The sequence below is a fragment of the Nesterenkonia sandarakina genome (genome assembly GCF_013410215.1).
Taxonomy (GTDB): domain Bacteria; phylum Actinomycetota; class Actinomycetes; order Actinomycetales; family Micrococcaceae; genus Nesterenkonia; species Nesterenkonia sandarakina.
The window spans coordinates 2463783-2477095 of record NZ_JACCFQ010000001.1 but is presented as its reverse complement, the minus strand read 5'-3'; the positions used below and the strand labels follow the sequence as shown (position 1 = coordinate 2477095).

General features: G+C 67.4%; 10 protein-coding genes. 4 read left to right on the top strand and 6 right to left on the bottom strand.

Annotated features, from left to right (window positions below; genetic code table 11):
• Positions 1-47: 47 nt before the first annotated feature.
• Positions 48-1238, bottom strand: coding sequence for a sigma-54-dependent transcriptional regulator family protein (locus HNR11_RS11390; RefSeq protein WP_179442408.1), 1191 nt, complete (start codon positions 1236-1238; stop codon positions 48-50).
• 216 nt (positions 1239-1454) lie between these two features.
• Between HNR11_RS11390 and adh the strand changes: the two genes are divergently transcribed.
• Together adh and HNR11_RS11380 are read left to right on the top strand one after the other, a co-directional pair.
• Positions 1455-2978, top strand: coding sequence for an aldehyde dehydrogenase (gene adh, locus HNR11_RS11385; protein WP_179442406.1), 1524 nt, complete (start codon positions 1455-1457; stop codon positions 2976-2978).
• Positions 2979-3011: 33 nt separating this feature from the next.
• Complete coding sequence (locus HNR11_RS11380; RefSeq protein WP_179442404.1) at positions 3012-3401, top strand: DUF779 domain-containing protein; 390 nt, start codon at positions 3012-3014, stop codon at positions 3399-3401.
• A 111-nt stretch (positions 3402-3512) separates the two neighbouring features.
• Here the strand turns inward: HNR11_RS11380 and gdhA are convergent, their stop codons facing one another.
• From gdhA to HNR11_RS11360, 4 genes are all read right to left on the bottom strand, one after another.
• Positions 3513-4871, bottom strand: coding sequence for an NADP-specific glutamate dehydrogenase (gene gdhA, locus HNR11_RS11375; RefSeq protein WP_179442402.1), 1359 nt, complete (start codon positions 4869-4871; stop codon positions 3513-3515).
• Between the two features lie 155 nt (positions 4872-5026).
• Complete coding sequence (locus HNR11_RS11370) at positions 5027-5965, bottom strand: sugar ABC transporter permease (RefSeq protein ID WP_179442400.1); 939 nt, start codon at positions 5963-5965, stop codon at positions 5027-5029.
• Between the two features lies 1 nt (position 5966).
• A complete protein-coding gene (locus tag HNR11_RS11365) occupies positions 5967-7574 on the bottom strand; it encodes an ABC transporter permease subunit (protein ID WP_179442398.1) in 1608 nt (535 codons plus the stop codon).
• A gap of 3 nt (positions 7575-7577) precedes the next feature.
• Positions 7578-8885 carry a sugar ABC transporter substrate-binding protein gene (locus HNR11_RS11360; RefSeq protein ID WP_179442396.1) on the bottom strand — a complete coding sequence of 436 codons (1308 nt, stop codon included), beginning with the start codon at positions 8883-8885 and terminating at the stop codon, positions 7578-7580.
• A gap of 254 nt (positions 8886-9139) precedes the next feature.
• Here HNR11_RS11360 and HNR11_RS11355 point away from each other — a divergent pair, with 254 nt between their 5' ends.
• Together HNR11_RS11355 and HNR11_RS11350 are read left to right on the top strand one after the other, a co-directional pair.
• Complete coding sequence (locus HNR11_RS11355) at positions 9140-10867, top strand: glycoside hydrolase family 13 protein (protein ID WP_179442394.1); 1728 nt, start codon at positions 9140-9142, stop codon at positions 10865-10867.
• The gene (locus HNR11_RS11350) at positions 10843-11889 is read left to right on the top strand and encodes a LacI family DNA-binding transcriptional regulator (protein WP_343050662.1); all 1047 of its coding nucleotides are present in this window, start codon (positions 10843-10845) and stop codon (positions 11887-11889) included. Before HNR11_RS11355 ends, HNR11_RS11350 begins: the two co-directional genes overlap by 25 nt.
• Positions 11890-12040: 151 nt before the next feature.
• On the opposite strand, the gene HNR11_RS11345 is transcribed toward HNR11_RS11350, so the two are convergent.
• On the bottom strand, positions 12041-13255 hold the full coding sequence (locus HNR11_RS11345) for an MFS transporter (RefSeq protein WP_179442392.1): 1215 nt from the start codon (positions 13253-13255) through the stop codon (positions 12041-12043).
• Positions 13256-13313: the final 58 nt, after the last annotated feature.

Sequence of the window (13313 nt, the reverse complement as noted above, 5' to 3'; positions counted from 1 at the left end):
TACGACCCTGTTGGCTGGGCGCATTGCCCTGCGCGCAGGGCGCGGCCCTAGCTCTCGGTCCTGGCCACCAGCACAGCACGGTGCGGGGAGTCCGGCGGCATGGTGCGCAGCGCGGCGCGGATCGCGGCCTGGTCGGTGAGCGCCTCGGGCAGCTGGAGGTACCGCCACAGGTCATCGGTGGAGCCGTCGGCGAGCACCGCCTCGCGCAGCAGCGCAGAGAGTTCCCGGCGGATCCGGAGCACCCCCGGGGCTTCGCTGCCGGGCAGCAGCTCGCCCTGATAGAGATCCAGAGCAGCACGGCGATCACCGGAGAAGAGCGCAGCATGGGCCTGCGCGGCGTCCAGCAGCACCGGCGCGCTGAGTCGGTAGGGACGGGAGAGCAGGTCGATGCCCGGGGCGTGGTGCTTGGTGAGCAGGCGTCGCAGCCGGACCAGCTCCGCCCGGACCGCCACTTCATGACCGGACTCGCCGTAGAGCAGGTGTGAGAGCTCCTCGGCGCCCAGCCCGCGCTGCGAACCCCGGGCAGCCTGCCAGCCCAGCAGCAGCAGGATCTCAGCATGCCGCAGACCCAGTGGCTGCCGGGTGTCAGAGCTGACCAGCTCGGCCGGGCTCGCCCCCAGTGTCGAGACGGTGATCTGCTCGATGCTGGCTGGGCGAAGCTTCAGCTCGGCCTCCGCGGCAGATACGGCCGCCAGCAGCAGAGGCAGCGAATGCACCGCGACGGCCTGCGCATCCCCGGTCAGGTCCACCACACCGAGCAGCCCCCCGGTGCCGGGATCGCGGACCGGCACCGCGGAGCAGGAGAACCGATGCGCGGTGTAGGAGAAGTGCTGTTCCCGGTGCACCTGCGCACCGCGGCCGGTGGCCAGCGCGAGACCCGGGGCGGAGGTCCCGATCGCAGACTCTGACCAGTTCGCGCCCGGCTGGAAGGCGGAGCGCTCGGCCTGGCGCAGGGTCTCTCGTGCCCCCTCCACCCAGAGCAGTCGTCCCGCAGCATCGCCGATCGCCACGATCAGCCCCGCCTCGGCTGCAGGTTCGATCAGGAGTCGACGCAGCACCGGAAGCACCAGCCGCAGCGGGTGGTGCTTCCGGTACTCGCGCAGCGCGGCGTCGTCGAGATCGATGGGTGGCAGCGCGCTGATCGGATCACGCACACCCCCGGCGGAACGCAGCCAGGAATCGCGCAATGCTTGGGGCAGCGCGTTCCAGGTCTTCGGCTCGGTGGGCAGGGCCTCCATGGCACTCCTTCGACGCTCCCAGCCACGCGCGGACGCGGCCGGGCGGTTCGGCGCAGCACAGATCACTGTGTGCTGCCTCACAGTCTAACCATGCAACGGTGCTGCAACCTCGATGGTCCTACGCTGATGATATGTGATTCACACCACAGCGCGGGCGGTGAGACTTCAACACCCGGAGCGGATCGCCCGGCGCAGCGACATGGGAAGGAACCCGACATGACCATCTATGCACAGCCCGGAACCGACGGCGCGCTGATGAGCTACAAGTCCCGCTACGAGAACTACATCGGCGGAGAGTGGGTCGCACCGGTGGACGGGGAGTATTTCGACAACCCCTCACCAGTCACCGGAAAGACCTTCACCGAGATCCCCCGCTCCAAGGCGGCAGACATCGAGCTCGCCCTCGACGCAGCCCACCGGGCCGCGCCCGCCTGGGGCAAGACCTCCGTGGCCGAGCGGGCGGTGGTGCTGAACAAGATCGCGGACCGGATCGAGGAGAACCTCGAGATGCTCGCGGTCGCTGAGACCTGGGAGAACGGCAAGCCGGTGCGCGAGACCCTTGCGGCTGACCTGCCGCTCGCGGTGGACCACTTCCGCTACTTCGCCGGCGCCATCCGTGCACAGGAGGGCGGTATCAGCGAGATCGACGGCGACACGGTGGCCTACCACTTCAACGAGCCGCTCGGCGTGGTGGGACAGATCATTCCCTGGAACTTCCCGATTCTGATGGCGGTGTGGAAGCTGGCGCCCGCGCTTTCGGCCGGCAACGCCGTGGTGCTCAAGCCCGCAGAACAGACCCCGGCCTCGATCCTGGTCCTGATGGAGCTCATCGGAGACCTGCTTCCGGCCGGAGTGCTCAACGTGGTCAACGGCTTCGGTGCCGAGGCCGGCGCTCCGCTGGCCTCCAGCCCCCGGATCCGCAAGATCGCCTTCACCGGGGAGACCACCACCGGCCGGCTGATCATGCAGTACGCCTCACAGAACCTGATCCCGATGACCCTGGAGCTCGGAGGCAAGAGTCCGAACCTCTTCTTCGAGGATGTGGCCCAGAAGGACGACGCCTTCTACGACAAGGCCCTCGAGGGCTTCACGATGTTCGCGCTGAACCAGGGTGAGGTCTGCACCTGCCCCTCACGGGCGCTGATCCAGTCCAGCATCTACGAGGAGTTCCTGGAGAAGGCCGTGGCGCGGACCAAGCTGGTCAAGCAGGGCAACCCGTTGGACACCGACACCCAGGTCGGCGCTCAGGCCAGCAACGATCAGCTGGAGAAGATCCTCAGCTACATCGACATCGGTCAGCAGGAGGGCGCCGAGGTGCTCACCGGCGGAAACCGGGCGGACCTCGGCGGAGACCTCGCTGAGGGCTACTACGTGGAGCCGACCATCTTCAAGGGACAGAACTCGATGCGGATCTTCCAGGAGGAGATCTTCGGCCCGGTGGTCTCGGTCACCGAGTTCAAGGACTACGAGGAGGGCATCGCGATCGCCAACGACACTCTCTACGGGCTCGGCGCCGGGGTCTGGTCCCGTGAGGCGAACATCGCCTACCGGGCCGGTCGGGACATCCAGGCCGGACGCGTCTGGACCAACTGCTACCACCAGTACCCGGCGCACGCCGCCTTCGGAGGCTATAAGAACTCCGGGATCGGCCGCGAGAACCACCTGATGATGCTCTCGCACTACCAGCAGACCAAGAACATGCTGGTGAGCTACAGCGAGGACAAGCTTGGTTTCTTCTAGGCAGAGGTGCAGGGAGAGGAGCATGATGGAGTCATGAGTACTTCACGGATCGACGTCACCGACGAGGCCGCTGCGCTGCTGATCCAGCTGCGGGAGAGTCACGGGAAACCGCTGATGTTCCATCAGTCGGGAGGCTGCTGCGACGGTTCAGCTCCGATGTGCTTCACCCAGGGGACCTTCCTGACTGGCCCGGCAGATGTGCTGCTGGGCCAGCTGGAGCCCGGAACCCCGGAACCGGTGCCGGTATGGATCTCGCAGGCACAGTTCCAATACTGGTCCCATACACACATCACCATCGACGTGGCGCCGGGCCGAGGGGCGGGGTTCAGCATCGAAGGGCCCACGGGGCTGAGGTTCATCATCCGCTCCCGGCTCTTCACCGACGCGGAGTCCCAGGCCCTGGAACCGGTGACCACCGGCTGACCGGGCTGCCCGTCTTGTCTCAGAGCGCCTCGGGCTCAGTCGGAGATCACCGGCCGAGCCTGAGGCGCTGAGCAGCCCAAGAGGCCCTGAGGCCCCGAAGCCCTTAGGGCCTCAGATCACCCCCTGGGCGATCATCGCATCGGCCACCTGGGTGAACCCGGCGATGTTGGCACCCGCGACGTAGTCTCGGGGAACCCCGTAGTCCTCGGCCGTGCCCGCGCAGCGGGCGTGGATGTTCTCCATGATCTCCGCAAGCCGGGCCTCGGTGTACTCGAAGCTCCAGGAGTCGCGGATCGAGTTCTGCTGCATCTCCAGGGCCGAGGTCGCCACGCCGCCGGCGTTGGCTGCCTTGCCGGGGCCGAAGAGCGTGCCCGCGTCGCGGAGTCGATCGATCGCCGCAGGCGTGGTGGGCATGTTCGCGCCCTCGACCACCGCCGAGACCCCTGCCTTGAGCAGGAGCTTCGCGTCGTCGTCGTCGAGCTCGTTCTGCGTGGCGCAGGGCATGGCGACGTCGACCCGGTGCTTCTCGGCGACGCTCCAGACCGACCTGCCCCCGATGAACTCTGCGGAGTCGCGCTGCTGGGCGTACTCGCTGATCCTGGCGCGCTGGACCTGCTTGACCTCCCGCAACAGATCCAGATCGATGCCCTGGGGATCATGCACGGCCCCGGAGGAGTCTGATGCGCCGATCACCAGCCCGCCCAGGGCGTGGATCTTCTCTATGGCGTAGAAGGCGACATTCCCGGAGCCCGAGACCAGGACTCGCGCGCCGTCCAGTCCTCGGCCGTTCGCCTGCAGCATGTGCTCGGTGAAGAACACCGCCCCGTAGCCGGTGGCCTCGGTGTGCACCAGGGACCCGCCCCAGCTGGTTCCCTTTCCGGTGATGACCCCGGCCTCATAGCGGTTCGCGATCCGCTTGTACTGACCGAAGAGGTAGCCGATCTCGCGGGCCCCCACGCCGATGTCCCCGGCCGGGACATCCACGGAGGAACCGATATGCCGGTAGGCCTCGGTCATGAAGGACTGGCAGAAGCGCATGATCTCACCGTCGCTGCGGCCCTTGGGGTCGAAGTCACTGCCGCCCTTGCCGCCGCCGATCGGCAGCCCGGTGAGCGCGTTCTTGAAGATCTGTTCGAAGCCGAGGAACTTCACCGTGCCCAGCATCACCGAGGGGTCAAAGCGCAGCCCACCCTTATACGGACCCAGTGCGGAGTTGAACTGGACTCGGAAGCCGCGATTGATGCGCACCCGGCCGTGGTCGTCGGTCCACGGGACGCGGAAGATGATCTGGCGCTCCGGTTCGCAGATCCGTTCCAGGATGGATTCCTCGGCGTACTCCGGGAACTTGGTGAGCACCCGGTCCAGCGAGTCAAAGACCTCCTTCACCGCCTGGTGGAACTCCGCCTCCCCAGGATTGCGGGCGAGGACCTGGTCGTACACGGCGGCGATGCGCTTGCTGCTGGGGCTCATGGTGGACTCCTGGACGGCGGCACGCCCGGTCAGGGCGGCGGATTCCACCCTAATAGACCGCCGCGCAGCGTCCTGACCGGCCCGGCGGCGTCCTGACCGGGGACAGAGCACCCAGACCGCAGCAGGTCAGCGCCGTCACCGGGCCGGGGCGAGGCTCACTTCACGCTGCCGGCGACCAGCCCCGAGACGATGTAGCGTTGCAGAGCCAGGAACAGGGCCACTGGAATGATCGCGGCGAGCACCGCGCCGGCGGCGAAGATGGACCAGTTCTGCGAGGTCTCCTGGGAGATGAACTGGTAGAGGCCCACCGCCAGGGTCTGCCTCTCCGGATCCCGCAGCAGCACCGAGGCGATGACGAACTCGCTCAGCGTGGCCACCAGGGACAGCAGCGCCACCACAGCCAGGATCGGGGAGACCAGCGGGAGGATGATCGTGAAGAAGATCCTCGCGTGACCAGCCCCGTCGATGCGGGCAGCCTCGTCGATGGAGGTCGGGATGGTGTTGAAGAAGCCATACATCAGGTAGGTGTTCACCCCCAGCGCGCCGCCGAGGTAGACCAGGATCAGACCGATCTGGCTGTTGAGTCCGATGGCGGGGAAGATCTCTCCGATCGAGAGCATCAGCAGGAAGATGGCCACCATGGCCAGCAGCTGCGGAAACATCTGCACCAGCAGGATGGTGATCAGGCCGAAGCGGCGTCCGGTGAAGCGCATCCGGGAGAACGCATAGGCGGCCAGTGCCCCGAGCAGCACGCTGCCTGCAGAGGCGCTGAACCCGATGAAGAGCGTGTTGACATACCAGGCCGCGAAGGGCTGCTGCGGTCGGTTGAACAGGTCCACATAGCTGCTCAGGCTCAGATTCCCGAACAAGGTGTTCGCCGTGATCAGCGTCCCACCGGGGTTCAGCGAGGCAGAGAAGACATAGACCAGCGGGAAGGCCGCGAAGATCACGACGGCGACGCCGACCAGGTGCCGCCACCCGGTCTGGGAGAACCAGCGCCGGAACGGGCGGCGGGCAGTGGCGCTCTTGGCCGCTCTGGGGGTGCTGGGTGCCCGGTTCGGGCGGCGAGTCTGGGGTTCCAAGGCGACGGCCATCTCAGTTCAGCTCCTCGAGAGCGCGGGTGCGCCGGAAGGCGATCACGGAGATCGTTCCGACGATGAAGAAGATCAGGATGGAGAAGGCGCTGGCCAGCCCATAGTCACTCTGGGAGCCCACGAACGCGACCTTATAGACCATGGAGATCAAGATGTCTGTGGACCCCACGTTGATGCCAGCCTCGATGTCTCGGGGACCGCCACCGGTGAGCATGTACACCAGGTTGAAGTTGTTGAAGTTGAAGGCGAAGGAGGAGATCAGCAGCGGCGCGATGGAGACCAGCAGCAGCGGGAACTTGATCTGCCGGAAGGCCTGGAAGGGGCGGGCCCCATCCATCTGAGCGGCTTCGGTGAGCTCCTCGGGTATCGACTGCAGCGCACCGGTGCAGACCAGGAACATATACGGGAAGCCCAGCCACAGGTTTACGATCAGGATGCTCAGCTTGGCAAGCCAGGGGTCGGAGAGCCAGGGGATCGCGGCGCCGCCGAAGAGCACGTTATTGATGAATCCGAACTCCTGGTTCATCATCCCGGCCCAGACCAGCGCCGAGAGGAAGCCCGGGAATGCGTAGGGCAGGATCATCACCAGCCGGTAATACTTCCGGGACTTCATCCGAGGATCGTTGAACACGATCGCCAGGAACAGTCCCAGGATGAAGGTGCTGGCCACTGAGAGGAACGCGAAAGCGAAGGTCCAGGTCGTGACGTAGAGCAGCGGGCCCCGGATGGACTCCTCGGTGATCGCTCGCACGAAGTTCTCCAGCCCCACATTGACCCGCCACCCGGGCATGAGCTCCTCGCCGGCCTCGGTGACGAAGGCGCCTTCTCCGCCGTCGGTGTAGGTCTGCCCGGTCTGCGTGTTGGTCATGGTGTCCGAGGACTCGTCGTAGACGAACCGCGAGGTGTAGACATAGGCGCGCTGCCCGTCCTGGGTGCGCAGCGCCCCGGCGTTGGGGTCATCGGAGAGCGGGACGGCCAGGGTGGTCAGCTCCTGCTGACGTTCCACCAGGTCCGCGAAGCTGAGCACCTGGTGATCTGGGACCTGCACCACTCGACCGTCTTCGACCACGGCGCCCTCCACGGCCTCCAGGGGCGCATCGGCGGAGCCGATCAGGATCTCGCCGTCCTCGGTGGTCACCGCGAATCCGAGCTCATCGGAGCTTTCGACCACGGTGAGCGGGTAGGTCGGTGAATCGGGCACGCGGTCCTGGGTCTGGAGCATGATGGCGTGGATCGCGTGATCCTTGGTGCTGTTGTGGCCGGTCCCATAGTTGGTGAACGCCACGTAGCCGGAGTAGAGGATGACGAAGACCTGGAAGATCAGCAGGAAGACCACGCCCGGAGCGAGGTACTTCGCCGGCAGGGCGCCGCGCTGGAGATAGATCCAGGTGAGTATGGCGCCACTGACCACCACCAGGGTGCCGATGATCCACCGCTCGTTGAAGAAGAGCACCATCGCGGCGTAGACGGAGACGGCGTTGAGCAGCCCCAGCACGGTGATCTTCAGCAGCAGCAGCTTCCATCCGATGCTCGCGCTCTCGGCCGTGCGGCGGGCACGACGCCCATGCACGGTGCGCTCATCGGGCCTGGTGGTGGTCGGTGCGCTCATCGGTCAGTCGATCGCTGAGGAGATGTCTTCGGACATCTTCTGCCAGAGTTCCACCGGGTCGCCGTCGCCCTTGATGATTGCGGCCTGGCTGGAGCCCCAGTCGTCCCAGACCGCCCCCATCTCCGGGATGGCGGGCATCGGCACGGCCTCAGCGCCGACTTCGCCGAAGCCGGCGACGATCTCGTCCTCGCTCAGCGCCTGCTCGAACGACTCGGTCAGGGCGGGGGCCCGTCCGCCGGTCTCATACAGCGCCGTCTGGACCTCTGCGGTGCCGACATAGTTGATCAGGAAGTTGCTGGCGGCCACGACGTTCTCACTCTGTGCCGAGAGGAAGAACCCCTGGACACCGGCGAATGGCTGCGCATCCTGGTCACCAGCGGCCGGAATCGGGTCCACGGCGACGTCGATGCCCGCCTCCCGCGCGCCGTCCACGTTCCAGGGACCGGTCAGGAAGAACGGGGAGTTTCCGTCGTTGAAGCTCTCCTGGGCCAGGTCCCCGTCGATGTTCAGGTTCAGCACCCCGGCCTCGCCCTGTTCTGCGAGCCAGCCGGCGAACTCCTCCCCGCCGGCGTCGGCCATGGCCAGCTGCGAGGAGTCATAGCTGCCGTCCTCCGCCGTGCCGAAGACCGGAGCTCCGAAGGAGGTCTGGAACGGGTAGAGGTGATACGGGTCGCTCTCGTTGGGGTCCAGGCCGACCAGGAACGGGTACTCGGTGCCGGCCTCTTCACCCATCTGGATCATCTCGTCGAAGTCGGCAGGGGCCTCGGGGGCGAGTTCGGTGTTGCGCAGCAGCGCGATGTTCTCGATGGAGTACGGCAGGCCGTAGGTCTGCCCCTCATAGGTCCAGGCGTCCACGGCGATCTCTTCGAAGTCCCCGGCGGCGTCGCCGAGCTCCACGGGCGCCACGACACCGTTGTTCACCAGGACACCGAGCCAGTCGTGGGCGCCGACGGCGATGTCCGGGCCCTCTCCGGTGGGCACCTGGGAGACGAACTGGTCCCGGATCTCCTCGAAGTCCTGCTGCACGATCTCCACGGCGATGCCGGTGTCGGACTCGAAGTCCGAGGCCACCTCGTTGAGCACCTCGGCGCGGTTGGCGTCGGCCCAGATGGTCAGACTGCCGGAGGCGGCCGCATCACCGGACTCAGACTGCGAGGATTCCTCCTCGGTGGTTTCGGCGGCTTCGGTCTCGGCAGATTCGCCTGAACCCTGCTCGGCGGAGTCGCCTCCGGAGCCGCAGGCGGTCAGCGCAAATGCTCCCAGCCCCAGAAGCGCGGTCAGCCTTGTGATTCCTCTGGTGTTCACCGTCATCGGTGTCCCTCTCTGTGAAGAAGCGGAGTGGGTCACTCCGCCATCCTGAGTGCAAGCGCTTCCAGTATGCGAGGGGAATGTGATCTGCGCAACTCCATGGCGTGGCGTGTCATGATCCCCGACGCCACGGCGATGACCAGCATTTATGCCTCATGATGAGGCCATTTTCTGCCCTTTCGGGATGTCGTCCAGGACTGCAAGCGGTTGTCTCAGGTTGCTGGTGACATGGAAGCGCTTGCATATATGCTGGAGACATGACTGTTCACCAGGACCTGCGTCGCCCCGACGCCTCCACCGACGCCGTGCCAGATTCAGACGAGACGACCCGGAGGCCGGGGACGACGGCCGAATGGTGGCGCAGCGCAGTGATCTACCAGATCTACCCGCGCTCCTTCAGCGACTCCTCGGGAGACGGGATCGGAGACCTGCCGGGGATCACCGCCCGACTTGGGGCTCTGGACGCCCTCGGGGTGGACGCGATCTGGCTCAGTCCCTTCATGACCTCTCCGCAGAAGGACGCCGGCTACGACGTCACCGACTATTGTGACGTCGACCCGATCTTCGGCACTCTGAGCGACTTCGACGCGCTGCTGGCACGGGCGCACAGCCTCGGAATCCGGGTCATCGTCGATCTGGTCCCGAACCACTCCTCGGATCAGCATGAGTGGTTCCAGCAGGCGCTCACGGCGGCACCGGGCAGTCCGGAGCGGGCCCGCTACATCTTCCGTGAAGGCAAGGGCCCTGAGGGCCAGGAGCCGCCGAACAACTGGCAGTCCATCTTCGGAGGCCCGGCGTGGACGCGGATCACCGAGGCCGACGGCACCCCGGGCCAGTGGTACCTGCACCTCTTCGACTCCAGTCAGCCCGACTTCGACTGGTCCCAGGAGGAGGTCAAGCAGGAGTTCCGTCGGATTCTGCGTTTCTGGCTGGATCGTGGGGTCGACGGCTTCCGCGTCGATGTGGCCCACGGGCTGGTCAAGGACCAGGACTTCCCGGACTACACCCCGGATGCCGACGCGGCGTCGATGGGAGGCGAGGCGACCCCGGCGCCGTACTTCGAGCAGTCAGCGGTCCACGAGGTGTACCGGGACTGGCGTCTGGTGTTGGAGGAGTATGCCGGAGACCGGGCGCTCTGTGGCGAGGCCTGGGTCTCCTCTGTGGAGAAGGCGGCACTCTGGGTGCGCCCCGATGAGATGCACCAGACGTTCAACTTCCAGTACCTGGAGGCCTCCTGGGATGCGCAGCAGCTGCGTGGCGTCATCAACGATTCACTGCGTGCCTTCAACGCCGTCGGGGCCCCGAGCACCTGGGTGCTCTCGAACCATGACGTGGTGCGCCACGCCACCCGGCTGGCGCTGACCGGAGAGAACCCGCAGGGCACCGGGATCGGCCCCGACTATCCGGGCCTGCCGGACCGAGAGACCGGACTGGCGCGTGCCCGCGCCGCGACCGCCCTGATGCTGGCCCTTCCAGGCTCCGCCTATATCTACCAGGGGGAGGAGCTCGGTCTGGACGAGGTCCACGACCTCCCCGATGAGGCACGCCAGGACCCGACCTGGTTCCGCACGGCGGGAGAGCGCTACGGCCGCGACGGATGCCGGGTCCCGCTGCCCTGGGCCGCCGACGCCGACGACTTCGGCTTCACCGCCGGCGGCACGCCCTGGCTCCCGCAGCCCGAGCGCTGGAGGGGCCTCGCCCGAGACGTCCAGCAGGCCGACCCAGACTCCACGCTGAGCCTCTACCGCAGGATGCTCAGCCTGCGGAGTGAGCATGACCTGGGCCTCGGTGAGCTGAACTGGCTCGGTGGTCGCTCAGAGCATGTGCTGATGTTCAGCAACCAGGATGTGGTGGTGCTGGCGAACACCGGAACCTCCTCGGTCCCGCTGCCCACCGGCCACGAGGTCCTGCTGGCAAGCTCGGCGCTGGAGGGCGACCAGGTGCCCGGGGACTGCACCGTGTGGCTGCGTCGGCACGCCGGCTGATGACCAGCCTGGATGACGTCGCTCGTGCAGCGGGCGTGTCCGCGGCGACGGTGTCCCGTGCCCTGAGCGGCCGGGGCAACGTCTCCGCGAGCACGCGCGCGAAGATCCAGAAGGTCGCCGCCGACCTTGACTACGTCGCCTCCTCCGCGGCCTCCAGCCTGGCCTCGGGGCGGATGCGCAACCTGGGCGTGATCATGCCGGAGCTGCACCGCTGGTTCTTCAACACCGTGCTCACCGGGATCTCGGATGAGGCGACCCGGGCGGGGTATGACGTGACGCTCTACAACGTCACCGGAGACCCGGAGGTGCGCCGAGAGATCTTCAGCGCCTTCCTGCGTCGGCGCCGAGTGGACGCCGTCGTCGTGGTGGCGCTGGAGCTCAGCGAATGGGAGGAAATGGAGCTGCAGCGGCTGGAGATTCCGGTGGTGATCATCGGGGGCACCTCCGGGATGCTTCCCGGGGTCGCGATCGATGACCTGGCGATCACCGAACTCGCCACGGCACATCTGCTCGAGCTGGGCCATCAGGTGCTCGGCTTCATCGGCGGCGCTGAGGGTTTCGACGCCGACTACAAGGTCCCGAGCCAGCGTCGGGAGGGCTTCGATCGGGCGCTGCGACGCCGCGGACTGCCGACCCACCCCGAGCTCATCGCCGAGGCAGACTTCACGATCCCTGGGGGCTTCCATGCGGCCCGGCAGCTGCTGGGCCAGCCAGGAACCGGGATGACAGCGCTGGTGGCAGCCTCCGACGAGATGGCCATCGGCGCGGTCCTGGCCGCGCGGGAGCTGGGCATCACGGTCCCCGAGGAGCTCTCCGTGGTGGGCATCGACGGGCACGAACTCGGCGCGCTCTTCGAGCTGACTACGGTGGATCAGCACGCGCAGCACCAGGGGGAGACGGCGGCGAAGCTGATTCTCGCCGCCGTGGAATCCGGAGCCGAACGGCCGGAGATGCTGGACCTCCCGTTCGACCTCCTGGTGCGCCGCAGCACCGCTCGAGCGGCCGCGACCCCGCACCGCTGACGGGTCAGCAGTCCAGACCGCCTGCCAGACCGCCTACTGGACTGCTGGCCCGCTCGCCGAGAACGCTGACCAATCCGCCTGCCCGGCTGCTGACCCGTTCGGGGCGTGAGCCTGCCTGGGCACAACCACCGCCGCAAGGTCAGGGGGTGTCTCAGTCGATGCCGGCGGCTCGGCGGGTGCGGCTACTGGCGTGGACCGAGTACCGCGGCAGCCAGCGCAGCAGACCGGCGCTGGCCAGCGGTCCCATGGCCGCCGCCACCCAGACCCCGGCGGCCAAGGATCCCAGGGCAGCCCCGGCGGCGAGGGTCAGCGGACCAGCGGCGATCCCGAAGTCCTGCATCAGCCTCCAGGCACCGAGGAACTGCGGACGCGCATCCGCCGGGGCGATGTCCGAGGCGATGGTCATCATCACCCCGGAGCCGAGTCCGTTGCTGACACCGAGCAGCACCGCGACAGCGGCCAGCACCGGGACCGAATGAGCCAGCGGCACCAGGGCCATCGCCACTCCGAGGCAGGTCATCGAGGGCACTCCGATCCAGAGTCGCCCGAACCGGTCCATGATCTTCCCCGCCGGATAGAACAGCAGCATGTCGATGCCCCCGGCCAGGCCGAAGAGCAGCGAGATCGTCGTGGGGTCCAGGCCGATGTGCTCGCCCCAGAGCGGAAGCACCTGCTGGCGGGCCCCGCGAATCGCTCCCACCAGCATGGAGGCCACCCCCAGGGTGAGCAGCAGCTCCCGGTGTCTGGCGATCACCTGGGTGAACCCGGCGCGGGAGGCGCCCGGGGCCCTGGCAGGCCGGGTGTCGATCTCCGGGGCCAGCAGCACGGTGACACCGGCGGCGAGGGCGGTCAGCAGCGCCAGCAGGAACACCGCACGCAGGTCGCCCAGCAGCAGCACCCCCGCCCCGAGGAAAGGCCCGAGGAACTGCCCGATCCGATGCACCCCGCCAAGGGTGGAGAGCACCCGAGCGCGCTGGTGCACCGGGGTGACCTCGGTCAGGTAGGAATGCCGCGCCAGGTGGAAGACCGCGTTCGCAGCCCCCACCAGGCCGACGGCGGCGCCCAGGGTGAGCAGCGAGGGTGCCAGTCCCGCGGCGAGGAATCCGATCGCCGCGGCGCCGGCCGCGATCAGCATCGCCCGACGGTCCCCGACCCGGGCGGCCAGCGCGCCTGCGGGCAGATCCGCCAGGATCTGACCCACCGGAAGCATCGCTGCGATGATCCCCGCCACGGCGAGGCTCGCTCCGCGCTCCACGGCGAAGGGAGCCAGCACCGGGATCATGGCACCGGCTCCGAGGCTGAAGATGAACGCCGGCAGCAGCGCCCCCAGCAGGATCTCTCGCCGGGGGGAGTGCGCCGTGGTCATCGCAGCAGTCTAGCGAGCCGGCACCCTCGCCGAGCTCGCACACCCCGGCCCGGCTGTC

What these genes read in the sequence shown, in the direction of transcription:
- HNR11_RS11355 (WP_179442394.1), top strand. Translation starts at nt 9,140, where the DNA reads ATGACTGTTCACCAGGACCTGCGTCGCCCCGACGCCTCCACCGACGCC.
- adh (WP_179442406.1), top strand. Translation starts at nt 1,455, where the DNA reads ATGACCATCTATGCACAGCCCGGAACCGACGGCGCGCTGATGAGCTAC.
- HNR11_RS11360 (WP_179442396.1), bottom strand. Translation starts at nt 8,885, where the DNA reads ATGACGGTGAACACCAGAGGAATCACAAGGCTGACCGCGCTTCTGGGG.
- HNR11_RS11365 (WP_179442398.1), bottom strand. Translation starts at nt 7,574, where the DNA reads ATGAGCGCACCGACCACCACCAGGCCCGATGAGCGCACCGTGCATGGG.
- HNR11_RS11370 (WP_179442400.1), bottom strand. Translation starts at nt 5,965, where the DNA reads ATGGCCGTCGCCTTGGAACCCCAGACTCGCCGCCCGAACCGGGCACCC.
- gdhA (WP_179442402.1), bottom strand. Translation starts at nt 4,871, where the DNA reads ATGAGCCCCAGCAGCAAGCGCATCGCCGCCGTGTACGACCAGGTCCTC.
- HNR11_RS11390 (WP_179442408.1), bottom strand. Translation starts at nt 1,238, where the DNA reads ATGGAGGCCCTGCCCACCGAGCCGAAGACCTGGAACGCGCTGCCCCAA.
- HNR11_RS11345 (WP_179442392.1), bottom strand. Translation starts at nt 13,255, where the DNA reads ATGACCACGGCGCACTCCCCCCGGCGAGAGATCCTGCTGGGGGCGCTG.
- HNR11_RS11380 (WP_179442404.1), top strand. Translation starts at nt 3,012, where the DNA reads ATGAGTACTTCACGGATCGACGTCACCGACGAGGCCGCTGCGCTGCTG.